Annotated in this window: 17 protein-coding genes; 4 read left to right on the forward strand and 13 right to left on the reverse strand. The window is 41.2% G+C overall.

Features of this window, described 5'->3' with window-relative positions; genetic code table 11:
* Positions 1-68: 68 nt before the first annotated feature.
* Both ACFEL9_RS06135 and ACFEL9_RS06140 read right to left on the reverse strand, forming a co-directional pair.
* The gene (locus ACFEL9_RS06135) at positions 69-431 is read right to left on the reverse strand and encodes a hypothetical protein (RefSeq protein ID WP_385887162.1); all 363 of its coding nucleotides are present in this window, start codon (positions 429-431) and stop codon (positions 69-71) included.
* A 7-nt stretch (positions 432-438) separates the two neighbouring features.
* Positions 439-1,023 (reverse strand): RNA polymerase sigma factor, encoded by a 585-nt coding sequence (locus tag ACFEL9_RS06140; protein ID WP_385887164.1) that lies wholly within the window; start codon positions 1,021-1,023, stop codon positions 439-441.
* Between the two features lie 160 nt (positions 1,024-1,183).
* Between ACFEL9_RS06140 and ACFEL9_RS06145 the strand changes: the two genes are divergently transcribed.
* Positions 1,184-1,951 (forward strand): C40 family peptidase, encoded by a 768-nt coding sequence (locus ACFEL9_RS06145; RefSeq protein ID WP_385887165.1) that lies wholly within the window; start codon positions 1,184-1,186, stop codon positions 1,949-1,951.
* Here the strand turns inward: ACFEL9_RS06145 and ACFEL9_RS06150 are convergent.
* The 7 genes from ACFEL9_RS06150 to ACFEL9_RS06180 form a co-directional block, all read right to left on the reverse strand.
* A complete protein-coding gene (locus ACFEL9_RS06150) occupies positions 1,925-2,554 on the reverse strand; it encodes a hypothetical protein (protein WP_385887167.1) in 630 nt (209 codons plus the stop codon). The genes ACFEL9_RS06145 and ACFEL9_RS06150 overlap by 27 nt on opposite strands.
* A gap of 73 nt (positions 2,555-2,627) precedes the next feature.
* Positions 2,628-3,056 (reverse strand): sulfite exporter TauE/SafE family protein, encoded by a 429-nt coding sequence (locus ACFEL9_RS06155; protein WP_385887169.1) that lies wholly within the window; start codon positions 3,054-3,056, stop codon positions 2,628-2,630.
* A gap of 3 nt (positions 3,057-3,059) precedes the next feature.
* The gene (locus ACFEL9_RS06160) at positions 3,060-3,602 is read right to left on the reverse strand and encodes an inorganic diphosphatase (protein ID WP_385887171.1); all 543 of its coding nucleotides are present in this window, start codon (positions 3,600-3,602) and stop codon (positions 3,060-3,062) included.
* A 70-nt stretch (positions 3,603-3,672) separates the two neighbouring features.
* Positions 3,673-4,020, reverse strand: a complete 348-nt coding sequence (locus tag ACFEL9_RS06165) for a DUF190 domain-containing protein (protein ID WP_385887174.1) — start codon at positions 4,018-4,020, stop codon at positions 3,673-3,675.
* 2 nt (positions 4,021-4,022) lie between these two features.
* Positions 4,023-4,400 carry a fluoride efflux transporter CrcB gene (gene crcB, locus ACFEL9_RS06170; RefSeq protein ID WP_385887177.1) on the reverse strand — a complete coding sequence of 126 codons (378 nt, stop codon included), beginning with the start codon at positions 4,398-4,400 and terminating at the stop codon, positions 4,023-4,025.
* Positions 4,397-4,822, reverse strand: coding sequence for a nuclear transport factor 2 family protein (locus tag ACFEL9_RS06175; RefSeq protein ID WP_385887180.1), 426 nt, complete (start codon positions 4,820-4,822; stop codon positions 4,397-4,399). Before ACFEL9_RS06175 ends, crcB begins: the two co-directional genes overlap by 4 nt.
* 153 nt (positions 4,823-4,975) lie before the next feature.
* Positions 4,976-6,013, reverse strand: a complete 1,038-nt coding sequence (locus tag ACFEL9_RS06180; RefSeq protein WP_385887183.1) for a PhoH family protein — start codon at positions 6,011-6,013, stop codon at positions 4,976-4,978.
* A gap of 513 nt (positions 6,014-6,526) precedes the next feature.
* Between ACFEL9_RS06180 and ACFEL9_RS06185 the strand changes: the two genes are divergently transcribed.
* The gene (locus tag ACFEL9_RS06185; protein ID WP_385888615.1) at positions 6,527-6,709 is read left to right on the forward strand and encodes a T9SS type A sorting domain-containing protein; all 183 of its coding nucleotides are present in this window, start codon (positions 6,527-6,529) and stop codon (positions 6,707-6,709) included.
* Positions 6,710-6,840: 131 nt separating this feature from the next.
* Here the strand turns inward: ACFEL9_RS06185 and ACFEL9_RS06190 are convergent, their stop codons facing one another.
* Positions 6,841-8,427: a M1 family metallopeptidase gene (locus tag ACFEL9_RS06190; protein WP_385887186.1), complete on the reverse strand. Its 1,587-nt coding sequence runs from the start codon at positions 8,425-8,427 to the stop codon at positions 6,841-6,843.
* 157 nt (positions 8,428-8,584) lie between these two features.
* Here ACFEL9_RS06190 and ACFEL9_RS06195 point away from each other — a divergent pair, with 157 nt between their 5' ends.
* Together ACFEL9_RS06195 and ACFEL9_RS06200 are read left to right on the forward strand one after the other, a co-directional pair.
* Positions 8,585-8,929 (forward strand): phage holin family protein, encoded by a 345-nt coding sequence (locus ACFEL9_RS06195; RefSeq protein ID WP_385887188.1) that lies wholly within the window; start codon positions 8,585-8,587, stop codon positions 8,927-8,929.
* A gap of 353 nt (positions 8,930-9,282) precedes the next feature.
* Entirely contained in the window at positions 9,283-12,342 is a 3,060-nt protein-coding gene (locus ACFEL9_RS06200; RefSeq protein ID WP_385887191.1) for a PVC-type heme-binding CxxCH protein, read from the forward strand.
* Between the two features lie 33 nt (positions 12,343-12,375).
* On the opposite strand, the gene ACFEL9_RS06205 is transcribed toward ACFEL9_RS06200, so the two are convergent.
* From ACFEL9_RS06205 to ACFEL9_RS06215, 3 genes are read right to left on the reverse strand one after another with little or no spacing between them, the layout of a single operon-like run.
* Positions 12,376-13,134, reverse strand: a complete 759-nt coding sequence (locus ACFEL9_RS06205) for a LytR/AlgR family response regulator transcription factor (protein ID WP_385887193.1) — start codon at positions 13,132-13,134, stop codon at positions 12,376-12,378.
* A 2-nt stretch (positions 13,135-13,136) separates the two neighbouring features.
* Positions 13,137-14,180, reverse strand: a complete 1,044-nt coding sequence (locus tag ACFEL9_RS06210; protein ID WP_385887196.1) for a sensor histidine kinase — start codon at positions 14,178-14,180, stop codon at positions 13,137-13,139.
* Positions 14,181-14,198: 18 nt separating this feature from the next.
* Positions 14,199-16,562, reverse strand: coding sequence for a TonB-dependent receptor (locus ACFEL9_RS06215; protein ID WP_385887199.1), 2,364 nt, complete (start codon positions 16,560-16,562; stop codon positions 14,199-14,201).
* Between the last annotated feature and the right edge of the window lie 3 nt (positions 16,563-16,565).

Here is a 16,565-nt window from a genome sequence, read left to right on the forward strand (position 1 = left end):
TTAAAGAACTGAAATATTGACTATAAAAGTTACGATTTTTTAAAGAGAGCAAAAAATAAAACAATGCATTATTGCTGTAACATCCTGTGAATGATCATATAGCTGAGAACGATCAGGATAATAAATATAAAGATGGCTACATAGAGCCATGACTGGTCTTTCAGCTTCAGTTTTTCGCGTCGCAGATTTTTCTTCCCGATCTTCTTTTTGAGGTCGTGGTTAAGCGTTTCAACCAAATGAGCAATCTGCTTCTTGTCGCCAAATTGCTGAAGGCCCTCCAAAGCATCATTGGCAAACTCATTTGAGGCCAATGTTTTTTCTACTTCATGTCTTTTTTCGACGGGTAGTTTGTCCTGCAGGTAAAGCAATAAAGTCTCCTGGTCAATATCTGTAGTGAGATGGGATAATATGTCTTTCAGATTTTCCTGCATTTGGATTTTATTGCCAATGGTTATTTTCCTTTAGTTTTTTTTCAATCAGTAGTTTTAAGTTGCGTTTTCCATTTTGTATATAACTTTTTACCTGTAACATGCTGAAGCCAGTTGCATCACTGATCTCCTGGTAGCTTTTTTTCTGCAGGTAAAACAAATTTACACACTCCTGTTGCTCGTGGTTTAATTCTTTTAATGATTCCTCCATCAGTTCCATTACCTGGTCTGTTTGTATCATAGCCTGCCAATCCGTTTCTTCCTCAGGTGCTGCCATCAATTTCTCTGTCAGTTCAGCCGGTATCTTATTTTGCTTATCCCGCAGCTTCATCAGGCAATGATTTTTTGCTACCATATACAGCCACGATTTAAAATAGTCTACTTTATATTTTTGCACCTCCTGTATCACTTTTAAAAAGATCTGTTGTACACTATCCTTTGCTTCCTCTTCATTTTTCAGGTACTTCATGCAAACACCCAATAGCAACAACGTATAGCGCTGCAATAAAATGCCCAGCCACTCATTATCATGATCAGCCCGGTATTTCTGAAGCAGTTCCTGGTCGGTTATATGATTATATTTCTCTGCCTTCACAAAGGAAAAATAGGGATTTTATACTACATCCACACTTCACTTCTGTTTTTATTTGCCATATAGAAATAACAACAATTCACCTATTAGTAAGATGCAAAGAAGACATAATTTCATAATAATGACAGCAGTAGTATTTTAATATTTTCGAAAAAATTATGACATGAATTTTGGAATGGTAATAGTGCCCGCAGCACCGGTTAGAAGAAAAGCAAGACATCAAAGCGAGATGACCAATCAGTTGTTGTTTGGCGAATCCGTGAAAGTACTGAAACAGCGGGGCAGTCTGTGGGTGAAGGTGAGAAGCCTTCACGACGGCTATGAAGGCTGGATGACAAGTACGCTGTTGCAACCCGTCAATGAAGAGTTAGCACATAGTTATTGCCCTTTTCTCGCCGCCGGATTGGTTAACACGGTCAGAATTGGGGAGATGAAAATGAGCGTTCCAATGGCATCATCGCTTCCGGGCTTTAACGAAGGGCAGGGAGGTATCGATAGTATTACTTATCACCTTGACGCAAGTTTTTTGAAGAGGGATGATCAGCCTGTTAATGAAGAATTGATCCGGCAATTGACCGAACAATGGTTGAACGTCCCCTATTTGTGGGGCGGCAGAACGATGTTTGGCATTGATTGCAGTGGCTTTGTACAAGTGAATTTTAAAATGATGGGAGTTGACCTTCCGCGGGATGCCTGGCAGCAGGCCCAGGAGGGCGTACAGGTAAGAAAATTAAAACAGGCCATCTGTGGCGATCTTGCATTTTTTGATGACAAGGAAGAAATCGTTCATGTAGGAATATTATTGAACAGTGAGCAAATCATACATGCTTCGGGAAAAGTAAGAATTGATACCATCGATAAAAAAGGAATTATCAATAGCGAAACGGGAAAACGAACTCATTCATTAAGGGTTATAAAGCGCTGCCGCTAATACTGCCTGGTTATTACTCGTTTTCATCCGGAGTATAATATTAAGAACGGGCTCATTGGTTTCATCCAAAACTGCCCAAAGCACTGAGACCGGTGCTAAGGAGGCAAAACCAACAAAATAATTGTGCGCCCCGCCTGTGATAACGCTACCTTTTTTAAGATCCATATTGTTATTGTCATAGAACTTTTTATTGATTTGACGATGGATCTTTTCAAATTCTTTTTTTACTTCCTGTTTTCCAATGTTGCCCGGTTCGGCATAAGCAGTCAGTTGATACACCAATATCGTATCGGTTGGTAAAGAATCTGCATATTGAATCGGAGACTCCAGCAGTCTCACTTCTATTCGCCGGGGTTTAAAGAAAAATGGATTATAGTTTTTATAGGCACCGAAGAAGTAAAACAAGCTCGTATCTGTTCTGTATAATACCTGTTTATTGATGATAGCAGGATCATTGAGCAGGTGTTTCATAAACCCGCTGAAATTGCCGGCAAAGGGATCAGAACGGAAATAACTTTTGGAGAATTGAAACAATCCATCTTGTGAAAAAGATGCTGTGTGTGATAGGGTAATTAAAGTAAATAGGAGTGAAAATTTTTTCATAAGCGTTGGCTAACTCAAATGTAAATGCAGACTCCTGATTTCAGACATACAGGATTGTTAAAATGATCAGAGCCTATTTAAACAATTCTTTTATCGAACTGAAAATAGCTTTATCCCAACCCAGTAACTTAAAAGCAGAGTAGAAAAGAAATACGGCAAAGATCTTTTTTACTGTGTCTTCCGGCAGTCGTAAGGCCAGTTTGCTGCCAAGATACCCGCCGGCAATGAAGGCCACACTCATTATAGCCACCACTTTTATATCAACGTTCCCTTTATTATAATAGTTGATCACTGCCAGTATACCTACTGGTAATAATAATAACCCCAGTGAAGTTCCCTGTGCCTGGTGTTGCGTAAACCCCAGGAAAAAGATGAGTGCAGGTACAATGATAAGCCCGCCACCTACACCCACCAAACCGCTTAATACGCCGGCGAAAAGACCAATCAGCAAAATAGTGATCACCAGTTCAGCCGTCATAGTTCTTTTTTGTAGCGGGTTCACCAATCAATGTTTGAAATGTTCTTTATAGTAAGCGATAGCGGCTTCAATAACTTTACAAGCTGTATACTTATCCTGGAAATTGTCTATTTCCACTTTTTTATTTTCCAATACTTTGTATTGTTCAAAAAAGTTACGGAGTTCGAGCAGGAAGTGATCAGGAAGGTCTTCAATATTGTGATAGTGATTGACCGAAGGATCTTTTGAAGCTACTGCAATGATCTTATCATCCATTTCCCCGTTATCAATCATCTGCATATTGCCAATCACATTTGCTTCAACCAGGCAAAGCGATTGAATGGATTGAGAACAGAGTACGAGGATATCAAGCGGATCATTGTCTTGTCCCAATGTTTGTGGGATAAATCCATAGTTAACGGGGTAATGGAAAGAAGAATAGATCACCCTGTCCAGTTTTAATAAGCCGGTCGCTTTATCTACCTCGTATTTTGCTCTCGAGCCCTGTGGTATTTCAATCAATGCATTTACTTTTTGGGGAACTCTCTCGCCATAATGAGCGCCGTGCCAGGGATGGTTAACTGTTAGCATTTGAAAAGTTTAAAAAGTTCAAAAGTTTATTCTTGCTTAATATTGTCGTTACTTATTGTTTAAGACTGTATTATTTTTTTGGCTTGTAATATAATACATCTACTTTCTCCACTGTAATTAATCCGCCGCGGCCACATTTTTCAAATAATTCATTTACATCGGGTAAAAAATTGTCAATTTTATCTGAATGGTCAACAATCTCTATTACAATGGGCAGGTCTTCTGATAATTCAATCAGCCTGGCTACATGTAAACGGCTACTGGCGCCGAACGACATAAGGCCTTTTATTACTGTGGCCCCGGCCAATCCTTTTTCTTTTGCTGCCATTACAATAGCTTCATATAAAAGTTGATGATTGATTTTATCAACTTCACCAACAAAAATCCGCAACAATTTTGATTGTCCCTGTAGTTCCATGATTACATCAATTTTACCAAGGCAATGCCGCCGAAAACACCGGCAACACCCAAAACAATGCTGAGTATGGTGTACAATAAAAAATAAGTAATATCGCCATTGCGCAACAGCATCATGTTTTCATAGGCAAAAGTAGAGAAGGTAGTAAAACCACCGCAGAGTCCGGTGGTCAACAGCAATCTCCATTCAGGCGATAATGCACTTGTTTTTTCTCCAATGCCAAAAAGAACTCCTATCAGCAGGCATCCACCCAGGTTTACGGCGAAAGTACCCCACGGAAAGGGATGCGGATATAAGTTGTAGATCCATTTCTGACATAGGTAACGGAGTATGCTGCCGATGCTGCCGCCCAAACCAACTAATAAGATATTCCTGATCATGGCAGGCTATCGGTCTTGTGAAAAATGTATTTAAAATCCACCATCCAAACACCATTGTTCTTCACTACTTTTAACGAATCCACTTTATTTTTATAAGAGTTGGAGTAATAGATAATGCTCGTCGAATCATTAATTTTCCTGTCGTTGTGAATGCGGATGGATGCTGTCTGGTATTTTTCTTTTTCTTCTTTGGACAGCCTTTCATTGAGCCGTTCAATGGCGTTCAAATCCTGGAGGCTCAAAGAATCATTGAGCATATAGGTCTTTGCTTTTTCAAAATCACCTACCAAAGCTGCCTGGATGAAATTGCGTGCCGCATCAATATCGCTGTCGGAGCTGGAAGAAGCCGCTTGCCTGTCTCCGTCATTACAAGCATAAAAACCTGAAAGTAAAATGACCAGGGGATAGAAAATATTTTTCATTCGTAAAAGTAATTATTAAAATCGAACAGGATGAAAGACCTGACACTGTTTACACGAACTAAGTTAGTTTTTTGAATCCTTCAAAATAAAAAAGTTTCACTTTCTTCCATAAAAGAAAATGAAACTTTTTCGTTGATCCGGCGTTGCGGATGATTAATCTTTTACTGGTGGTATATCCTTCTCCTGGCTTTTCTTGATAATACCTAACGAACGATGAGGTGCATCCTGCGGGTTTTCCTTCTCATGCTCTTTGGTATAGGCACGGAGAATGTGTTTTACCAGGCGGTGACGTACCACATCTTCTTCATCCAGTTCAATATGAGCGATGCCATCAATGTTTTGCAATATCCTGACTGCAGTGGCCAAACCACTTTTCTGGTTTCTTGGCAGGTCCACCTGGGTCATATCGCCGGTGATGATCGCTTTGGCATTGGCGCCGATACGGGTAAGGAACATTTTTAACTGCAGGTCAGTGGAGTTTTGGGCCTCATCCAAAATGATGAAGGCGTTATCCAATGTCCGGCCACGCATGTAAGCCAATGGTGCGATTTCAATTGTTCTTGTCGTCATATAATACCCAAGCTTGTCGGCAGGTATCATATCATCCAATGCATCATAAAGGGGGCGTAAGTAAGGGTCAATTTTTTCTTTAAGATCGCCGGGTAAAAAGCCGAGGCTTTCGCCTGCTTCTACAGCCGGCCTGGTGAGAATGATCTTTTTAACCTGTTTGTTTTTTAACGCTCTTACGGCAAGAGCTACTGCTGTATAGGTTTTACCCGTACCGGCAGGTCCAATGGCGAACAGGATGTCATTTTTTTCCGCTTCCTGTACCATTTTTTTCTGGTTGGCTGTCCTGGCACGAACTGATTTGCCATTAGGGCCAAACACTAATACTTCGTTGGGATTTCGTTCAACAAAATTGTCAATAGTTTCGGCATCATCCCCACCAATCACCTGCTCAAAATAATTCTGGCTCATGTGGCCATTTCTTTCCAGGTAAGAAATGATAAGAGAAATTTTTTCCCTGGCACTTTCGACCTGCTCGGGAGCGCCGCTCAATTTGATCTGTTTACCGCGGGAAAGAATTTTGAGAAGTGGGAATTTTTTTTTGAGGATGTCCAGTTTACCGTTGTTTACTCCGAAAAACTCAATTGGATTAACGGTTTCAAGGTTAATAATTGTGTCAGTCAATGCGGATTAGTTTATACATATTTCAAAAACCGGCGTAGGGTAAATACCGGGTTAGTTTGCGTCTTCTGATAATTGGTACAGAAGCTTTACCCTCACTTTTTCAAATATAACTTGTAACAATAGTTACTTCCTAAAGTTACTTATTAACAAGTGTTAATACAAATTTTCGGGTGTTAAAATTGTTTCAGCTATACACATAGTGTAAAAAATAAATTGCCTGAATTTTTATCCTTTATTTAAACAAAAGGATGAGGGAAAAGTTCCGTAAGCCATTCTTTGGATAGCTTTCATTCCACTTACTTTATTCCTGAATGCTCGGTGTTTGTGAACATTCACCATTTAATGATGATGCATGAAGCCCAAATTTTATAAGCTGTTGTTTCTACTAACTGTAGGGTTGTATCTCCCGTGTCATAGCCAGGCGCCTGCGCAACCAACTTAAAAAAGGTGGATATAAATGGCCATTATATTTATTTGCTTGTTAGAACAGTAGCTACAGCCAGCCGGCATGGAATGAAGGAAAATACGGTGATTAAATTTCATGACATGTCCGGCCGCAAACTTCTTCAAACAACAAGAAGCAACACGCAGAATAAAATACAGGTAACAACAAAATTTCAGTCCGGATTGTACATCATCAGTCTAACCGTCGAAAATAATTTTTCTTCACAAAAGATGATTGTTGTTTCGGACTAGCATACTTACTGTTAAGGTTTAATTTAACCTCTCTTATTACAGTGTTGGTACAACGAACACCACGTACTCAACAAAAAAAGTCATCCCTACAGCAGGATGACTTTTAAATAAGTCGGGAGAGCAAATTACCTTTAATTAGTTAGTCGTCCTTCTTTTTTTGTCAAATCAAACACTTTGTCCAGTTTAGTGCCGGTCGCTTCCTCAAATGCCGCCTGCATGTCCTCCGGTTGGGGGTGTTTGTTTTTCCATTTGGTAAAATAGGTTTGAATAGCAAGATCCATTTTATCCTGTCCCACTGCTGACTCCAGGAGGTACATCCACAAGGCTGTCTTTACATATGATACTATCCCATATTCTTCACTATTGGGAAATTTATCGGCCGGGATATCCATGGCCGATTGCATGGGAAGATTTTTATCAATCACGTTGTAGATAATATCCAGAAATTCACCTGCCGGTTTTTCTTTTATTTCTTTGGGAATAGCATCGCCAAAAACGGAATTGCTGCGGTACTTTTCGGCTTCATATTTAAATTGGAAATAGGTATTCAGGCCCTCGTCCATCCAGGTATGAGCTCTTTCATTACTGCCAAGCATTCCCATAAACCAGTTGTGGCCTATTTCATGAGCAATCACCGCATCCAGGGTCTCTACTTTTGCGTCAGGGCTTGTAATAAGTGTGATCATGGGATATTCCATACCTCCGCTCGAGTTATTCTTTGGCCCTTCTACAGCCTGCACTACCGGGTAGCCATATTCGCCGATCCAGCCACTGTATTTTTTCACACCGTCTTTGATATAATCAATACTGTTTTTCCAAAGCGAATTCTTTTTGTTGTGATAATAAGAAAAAGCCTCAATGATCTTTCCACCCGGTAATTGTGTGGTGTCATATTGGATGACAAAATCCTTATCGGCAAACCAGGCAAAATCAGGCACCTGTTCGGCATGATAGCTTAGCGTTTTGTTTTCTTTTTTGTTTGACGGGGCGTATAATGCTGGTTTACCATTGCGGTCGGCAACATTTTTCTTACCTATTTTTTTATAAGCTTCGAGCTCTTCTTCTGTTTGCAATACGCCGGTGGCACCAACAATATAGTCCGGTGGCACCGTAATACTTACGGAGTAATCGGCGTATTCGCTATAAAACTCACCCATGTCCAGGTAAGGAAACTCATGCCAGCCTTTTTTATCAAATACAGCTGGCTTGGGGTACCATTGACAGGCCATGAATTGTCCATCGGCATAACCTGACCTTGAAAAATAGGGGGGCAGCATTACTTTAAAGGGTGTAGAAATTGTAATGGAATCGCCGGAAGCAAGAGGTTTGTTTAATACCAGCTTGATGATATCAATGTATTGAGGGTTGGGATGTGCTTCTGTTGTTGCCGCCTGCCCATTCACTTTGAACGCAAGACCATCGATCGATCCGGTGCCAAAGCTTTCCATTTTCTTCGCCCGCTCTTTATCATTCTTCAGTTGTTGCAGCAAAGCGGTTGTCTCATTCTTATAGGCGTTTGGCCAGATATGAAACCAGATAAAATCAAGCGAAGAAGGAGAATTATTTTTATAAACGATCGTTTCAAAGCCGGCAATGGATTTTTCTTTATCGTTTAGCTCCGCTTTTATATCATAGCGAAGCTGTTGCTGCCAATAATCCTGCTGAGCTATCAATTGAGTACAGATGCAGATAGAAATCAAAAGCGAAAAAAATTTCATGGGTAAAATTTATTTATCCTTCAAAAATAGCCAAAGAATAATAGCAGGCAATAGTAGCGAAAAGGTTTTAGGAATAGTGCAACATTTAATATCCGGATATTTTAGATAGTGATCGGCAATCGCTTGCTAATAATCTAAGTTTCTGTATCTTACCCGTATGAATTTTTTACTTCGCATTCTCATCACGGCATTGGTTGCATTTGCTCTTGCTCATTTATTAACGGGCATTCACGTGGACAGCTTCTGGACTGCCATCGTATTTGCAGTGATCCTGGCCATTTTGAATGTTTTGGTCAAGCCCATTTTAATACTGTTAACGCTACCCCTGACTATTGTGACACTGGGATTATTTCTTTTTGTTGTCAACACCCTGGTTGTTTTGCTGGCCAGTAAATTTGTCGATGGTTTTCGAATCGATAGTTTCTGGTGGGGGTTACTTTTCGCACTGCTCCTCGCATTTGTCACATCTATTATTGCCAAAGAAGTAGACAAGGATAAGTAGACGGGCTTATTTTAACCTCAAAGAATGATGTTTTGGATCTTTTAATCAAACGCATTGGGTTAGTTTTCTTTTAGGCTACACGGTATTTAAAGATTTTATCGCTTTCAAGAGATAGAATGGCTTTAGAAGAACGACGTCGGCAGCAATAGTTGGCATTTATCAATAGTTATGATGTTGGGGGATAAGTATACAATACGAACCGTCCTGTGGCTTCAGTTGAATGATTTTATACCCCGGCATTAACAGCAGAGTATTGCTTTATTAACAGAGCTTGATTCTAATTTGATCACACAGATCAAAAATCGACTTGTTTTCATAGCTTCGGTATAATTGTAAATTTTACACGAATGCCAATGAAAACAAAAATGTTTGTTGCGGCCGGCTATGGGTTTATACTGGCAGCATTGACTGTATCCTGTAATAATGCAGCCGATAAAAAAAATGTCCGTATTGAGTCAGACAGTCTTACCGAAGAACAAAGACATCTCCCTGAAAATGCATTGAAAACTCTCACCGTGGCAAATGGGCTGGAAGTAACGGCAATAGCCACAGAGCCCATGTTACAAAATCCAACAAACATTGATGTGGACGATCGTGGCCGTATTTGGGTTTGTGAAGCTTATAATTATCGTCCCGCTATCAATGGCAATCCAACGAATGCATTGGGTGATCGAATCATGATCCTGGAGGATAAAGATGGTGACAGCAAAACAGATACCGCAAAAGTTTTTTACCAGGGACCTGAATTGAATGCCCCTTTGGGAATCTGTGTTTTGGGTAACAAGGTCATTGTTTCGCAAAGTCCTTTTGTGTGGATTTTCTATGATGATAATGGGGATGATAAGGCCGATCGCAAGGAAATACTTTTCCAGGGTATCAGTGGTGAGCAACATGATCACGGCGTGCATGCTTTTACGTTTGGACCTGATGGCAAACTCTATTTCAATTTTGGCAACGCAGGGGAACAATTAAAGGATAAAAATGGCAGGCCGGTCCGTGACCAGGATGGTGATATCATCGACAACAAGAAGTATAAACAGGGTATGATATTCCGCTGCAATCCGGATGGATCAGCTGTTGAATGCCTGGCACATAATTTTCGTAATCCCTACGAGGTAACGGTCGACAGTTATGGCAGCTTGTGGCAAAGCGATAATGACGATGATGGCAACCGGGGTACCCGCATCAATTACATCCTGCAGTATGGCAATTACGGCTATACAGATGAAATGACGGGGGCTGGCTGGCAGGCGAATCGTACAAACATTGAAGATTCTATACCGTTTCGTCATTGGTACCAGAATGATCCGGGGTCAGTGCCCAACCTGCTGCAAACTTTTGCGGGTTCGCCGACCGGTATGATCGTCTATGAAGGCAATTTGTTGCCGCAGCCTTTTCAAGGTAGTTTGATACATTGTGATGCGGGCCCCAATGTAGTGCGTTCTTATCCTGTAAAGAAGAATGGAGCGGGTTACACAGCAGGTATCGTTAATATTTTGAAAGATGATAAAAATCAGTGGTTTCGTCCAGCCGATGTATGTGTGGCGCCGGATGGTTCATTGATCGTCGCAGACTGGTATGACCCCGGTGTAGGCGGACATGCGGCAGGAGACCAGGTAAGAGGCAGAATTTATCGTGTTGCACCCAGGAATTCAAAATATTCAATACCGGCACAAGACTATACAACTGCAGATGGCGCTGCCAAAGCCTTACAAAATCCTAATCTTGCGGTGCGTTACAAAGCTTTTACTGCTTTGCAAAAAATGGGCACGACTGCGATTCCTGCTCTTGAAAAAATTTGGCGGACATCGGAAGATCCAAGGATGCGGGCCAGGGTATTTTGGGTGCTGGCAAAAATGCCAGCGGCTACTGCCGAAAAATATATCAATGAAGCCGTAGCAGATCATAATGCTGATCTGCGCATTACCGGTTTGAGAGCAGCAGGTGAATTGAACAAAAATTTAATTGCGACGATTAAGCAATTGACCAATGATCCGGATGCGCAGGTGCGTCGTGAATGTGCGATATCCTTGCATCATAATAAATCACAAGAAGCCGCGGAGCTGTGGAGCTCGTTGGCGTTGCAATATGATGGGAAAGACAGGTGGTATTTAGAAGCTCTTGGCATCGGTGCGGATAAACAATGGGACAAATTTTTCAGCACTTACCTTGACCGGATAAAGGATAAGCAAGCCGTGGCATTTAATGATATAGTGTGGCGGGCAAGAACGGATAAAGCGGTTTCTTACCTGGCTGCCCTGGCATCGGATAATACTATTCCATTGAACAACAGATTACGTTATTTCCGTGCATTTGATTTTAATACCGGTCCGGCAAAATCTGCATTGCTGTTGAAAATGATACATGAAAATAGTGGTAACGATCTTGCCTTGAATAAGCTGGTCTTGCGTCATCTTGATGTTAAAACCGTAAAACAAAACCCTGCTGCGCAAAAAACATTACGGGAAGTATTGCAGTCCCTGGCAGGAACAGATGAGTATGTGGAAATGGTGGCCCGGTACGAAGTAAAAACCGAAAACCCTAATCTGTTGCAGTTGGCGATCAACAACTATGATAAACCTATTGGCAAAGATGCGGCTTCTTTAATGCTGAAGCTTGGTGGTAGTCAACTGGTTTGGAATATAATCAACGCTGCCGACAGCGTTCAACAAAAGAAATTGTTGGCATCCCTGGCGGGAGTAGGGAGTAAGACATCTGTTGACATGCTGCAAACAATTGCTCTGTCTAATAAGTACGCAATGCCATTGCGAAAAGAATCGGCTGCTCTTATCGGAAAAAGCTGGAGTGGGGAAGAAAGAGTGCTGGAAATACTAAAAGAAAAAAAAGTTCCTACAGAATTGATTCCAGCAGTAGTGAGCAGTGTGAGTGGCGCATGGCGTGGTGCAATACGCAATGAGGCGGCCAGCTATTTACCCGACGATGGAAAAACAACCACTGCGAAAAAGACAATAACGATGCAGGAAATAAATGCGTTAACAGCGAACGCAGAAGATGGGAAAAAAGTTTTCACCACAGTCTGTGCTACTTGCCACCGTGTTAATGAAAACGGCTATGATTTTGGCCCGGCACTTCATGAAATAGGTTCCAAGCTTCCCAAAGAAAGTCTGCTGGAAAGTATCGTATCTCCTTCTGCCGGCATTGGCTTCGGCTATGAGGGCTGGGAATTGAGGATGAAAGATGGTTCGACCATGTCTGGTATCATTGCCAGTAAGACGGAAACCGATATTGATTTAAAATTTCCCGGTGGCGGTAAGAAAGCGGTTAAGACAGCAGAACTGAAAACCCTTACACAGATGAAAGAATCTATGATGCCCGAAGGCTTGCAAAACAATTTATCCAAACAGGACTTAGCCAACTTGTTGGAATATCTGGCAGGGTTGAAGAAGAAATAAGGGCAGCTGTAACAATTGGGATTCTGTAAATGATTACTGGCCCAGCCAGTCCTTAAAACCGTTTACTCTTTCGCGGCTTACCACCGTATCGGAAGTGGTAGAAGGAGATAACTCAAGTTTTAATCGCCCGCCCAACCAGGTATATACTTTGTACACAGCGTCTATATTCACCAGCAGGTGGCGGTTGATACGGTAAAATTTTGTTGGTTGTAACTGTTCCTCAAGTTGTGACAGGTTACTTTCCAGCATGTATTTGTTGTTAGTAAAATCGACCGCATAACAAAGCTTGCCATCGGCATAGCAGTAGGCAGTAGCATCTGTTTTCAGATAACTTAGTTGCTGACCACGTTTGATTAAAAGCCTTTCTTTATACCTGGTTCCATTTATGTCCTGCATTATTTTCAGGATCTTTTCCGAAAGCCCGTTTTCTTTTTGCTGATACAATTGCCGGTACTTGTCAACAGCTTGATGCAACTCCTTTTCATCAATAGGCTTTAGCAGGTAGTCTACGCTGTTTACCTTGAAGGCCTTCAGTGTATATTGATCAAATGCGGTTGTAAAAATCACCGGGGCTTTTACTTTGACCTGTTTAAAGATGTCGAAGCTCAGCCCATCGGCCAATTGGATGTCCATAAAGATGAGGTTTATCTCGTCGGCTGTTTGCAGGTATTTCACGGCTGCTTCTACGCTGTCAATTTTCCTCACTACTTCCAGTTCGTCGGTATTAGATTGTAACAATTTTGCCAGCCGGTTGGCTGCTGGTGTTTCATCTTCTATAATAAGGACCCTCATATTCATTCTTCGATTAAAGGAATAGAAACAGTAAAATCAGACCCGCTTTCCTTTACTTCCACTTCTTCATTACCGAGCAGCCTGTAGCGGTTGCGAATATTATTAAGGCCAATACCCGTTGATTCATTGACCTGGTTTTTCTTCTGCAGGTTGTTGCTGACAACAAGCTTTCCGTTAAGTGCTGTTACTTCAATTTTTAATGGTTTATCAGAAGAAACGATATTATGTTTGATGGCATTTTCCATCAATATCTGCAGCGACAGGGGAACAATCCGTTTATTCAGTTTTTCTTCCGGGATATCTATGGTTACATCGAGATTGTTGCCAAATCTTGTTTGTAATAAAAAAGCATAAGCTTTCATTACATCCAGTTCATCTTTCAACAGAATACTTTGCTCATCCTTTACCTCCAGCAAGTGACGGTACAATTTTGACAACTGCTGTACAAAGTCGACCGCCAATTTAGGATCTTCTGGTATCACAGATGCCAGTGTATTCAGGTTGTTAAAAAGAAAATGCGGGTTTACCTGGGTTTTTAATGCGTTCAATTCAGCCTTCAAACTTTCCCGCTTCAGCTTTTCCGTTTCTTCAACAGAATGACGTAACTGGTGCATAAAAAATATACTTTCATAAATAGCGATGATCATTATCGTACAGAAAATAGCGGCGGAATTCGAATGTATAAGAACGTCTGCCGGCGTAAGCGGCCCACGGTCCTTATTAAAAATATCATCGGCAAGCCGTCCTAATACAATGTTGGTAACTACGGTAAATACAAGCATCAGGGCTGATTGAAACATCAACCTTTTCTTTACATCATTGAAATCAGGATACTTCCCGCGGCTATATATCATTATATACCTGTTGCCTATCCATATTGCACCGGTAATGCAAAACGTGGCTATATATTTTTCCCAGGTGAGATAAGGAGCTTTGTTGAAGCGGCAACCGAAAAACACAATAGGAATTATAAAACTTAAAAAAGGTATGCCAATCGCCATCAGCAAGCCGTCATTGAATCCTATCCTGCAATTGTGTTTGGCCATATAGCAAATTTAGCGAAATCAAAAGGTGATCATGTAATTGATATTTGGGAAAAAGCCGATTTGGTTGATCACGCCGATTGTTCCATCTTTCGGGTTTAGCGTTCGGATAAAAATGTTTTCCCGGTTGGTCAGGTTCTGCAGGTCAATATACCATTTCTGCGTTGCTCTCCTGCCATTACGGTTATAGGATAATTTTAAGTCCAGCCGTATATAGGGATCATTCTGTAAACTATTGGCTTCATCTTCTTTAAAAACAATATAGCCTGCCGCTTGCGATGCCGGGATATTAAACGGCGTATAATGTTGCCCACCAGTGTAAGCGATCTTGGTGTCGATACCAAAAGAAGATTTTTTGTTTAACCTGAATTCTTTTCCAGCTAAAAAGTTCATGACATAGTTACTATTGAAAATGGTGTTTCTCCATACTCCGTCACTTCCCTTGTATTTTGATTCAAAAACAGAGGCAGTGACGAGGTAGTAAAATCCCTTGTCGAGAAATCTTTCCAGCGTTAGTTCCACACCATAGTTATATCCTTTGCCATCATTAACCAGGTTGGTTTTATCGGGAAAGTAAAAGTCCGCACCGGCATTTAACATACTGAAAGAGGAAGGCTCTTTTTCAACGGCGGCGTTATAAATGTATTGGCCATATAACTCAGCTTTCAGGCGAAGATGTTTTGAGAAACTAATATCATAGCCTAACACCCCGTGAGTACTTTTGACCATTTCAAGTTCGCTGTTGGTTAATTCAATTTGACCGGCGTTATTTTTTGTTTCATAAAAATATACTTCCAGTGGTTGTATTTGGCTGTGAAGACCCGTGCCAAATGAAAGAGACTGGTTGGGTCTCAATTGGTATTTTAAATTCCAGCGGGGCTCGATGCTTTGTGTATTGTTCAGTGTAAATATTTGATGATACAGGCCGAGGTTAGACGAAAACTTATCAGAAAAGCGGTGTGCAAAATTCGCAAAGCTTTTTACCAGCGTAGCGTTTTTTCGGGTGTCAAAAAAAGTGATCAGCACACTGTCGCCATCGGGTATATAATCATTTCTTAGCTTTAACCGGTTCAGATCCGCCACGATACCTGCCGTAAGCTGGTTCTTTGAGTTGATCTTCTTATTGAATGTATAACCAGCAGAATATTTTACCTGTATATTTTTTTTGTAGAAAGCGGTTTTTTCAGGCTTTGGACTGTCAAAAAAATCCTCCCTGTACTTTGAGTCAAAACCTGAAACGGCCAGTGTAAATCTTCCCGAAGTAGTTGGATTGAAAAAGTAAGTATTGGTAAGACCGGTTACACCTGTCCATGAACGAAAATTTCGTTCCCGCAGGCTGCCATCCGGTGTAGAGTATAAATTGTCTTCATCGATAGCAGCAAACTTGATATGACTTTCACCGCCTAAACCAAATAAACTGAATGTTCCCGCTTTTTTTGTTGGAATATTTAATTTGAAATTGATATCCTGGTAATAGGGGGTAGCCGAGCCGGTTCCTACATCGAGGCCCAGCTTTTGGATAGTTGCGACCATCGAATACCGGTAGTTGATCAAAAAAGAAGATTTGCTGCCACCACTTAATGGACCTTCGGCGCCAAATTCGAAGCCGTTAAAACCCATTTGACCAAGGAATTCATATTTCTCATTGTTGCCATTCCTCATTCGAAGGTCAAAGACACCGGCAATCGCATTGCCATATGGTGCGGGGAAAGCACTCGTTAGAAAGTCTGAATTTTTTAATGTATTCGTATTTAAAATAGTGACGGGACCACCGGTCGAACCCAGGGTACTGTAATGGTTTGGATTAGGAATATCGATCCCTTCCATCCGCCAAAGAACGCCGGATGGCGAATTGCCACGGATAATGATATCATTTCTTGCATCATTGCTTCCGCTAACCCCTGCAAAATTTTGCGCCATCCGGCTCGGGTCATTTCTCGTACCTGAGTATCGCACTGCTTCGTCTACGCTGAATTGCCTGGCACTTACTACAGCAGCTTCGTTCAATGCCCTGTTCTTTTGCTTGTATGACCTTATCGTGATTTCATCCAGTTTTTTGATTCGTTCTTTCAACTTTATTTCAAGCACTACTTCTTTAGAAGATGTAACCTCTACGTTCCTGATGATTGCTTCTTCGTAACCTACCAGCGAAACGAGAACGGTTTGTCTGCCAATGGGAACATTTCTCAATTTAAAATTGCCGAGGGAATCAGTGATATTTCCTGAAGAGTTTATCCCGTCGATGCTTACATTCACATTTGCCAATGCATTGCCCGACTGCTCATCAATTATTGTTCCTTTGACCGTTTGTCGAAGTGAAACATCCTGTGCCAGCATAACCTGGACAGACAATATGGCCAGTATAAAAAGTATTGTGTTTTTCATCAC

The organism is Terrimonas alba (genome assembly GCF_042434975.1).
In the GTDB taxonomy this organism is placed as follows: domain Bacteria; phylum Bacteroidota; class Bacteroidia; order Chitinophagales; family Chitinophagaceae; genus Terrimonas_B; species Terrimonas_B alba.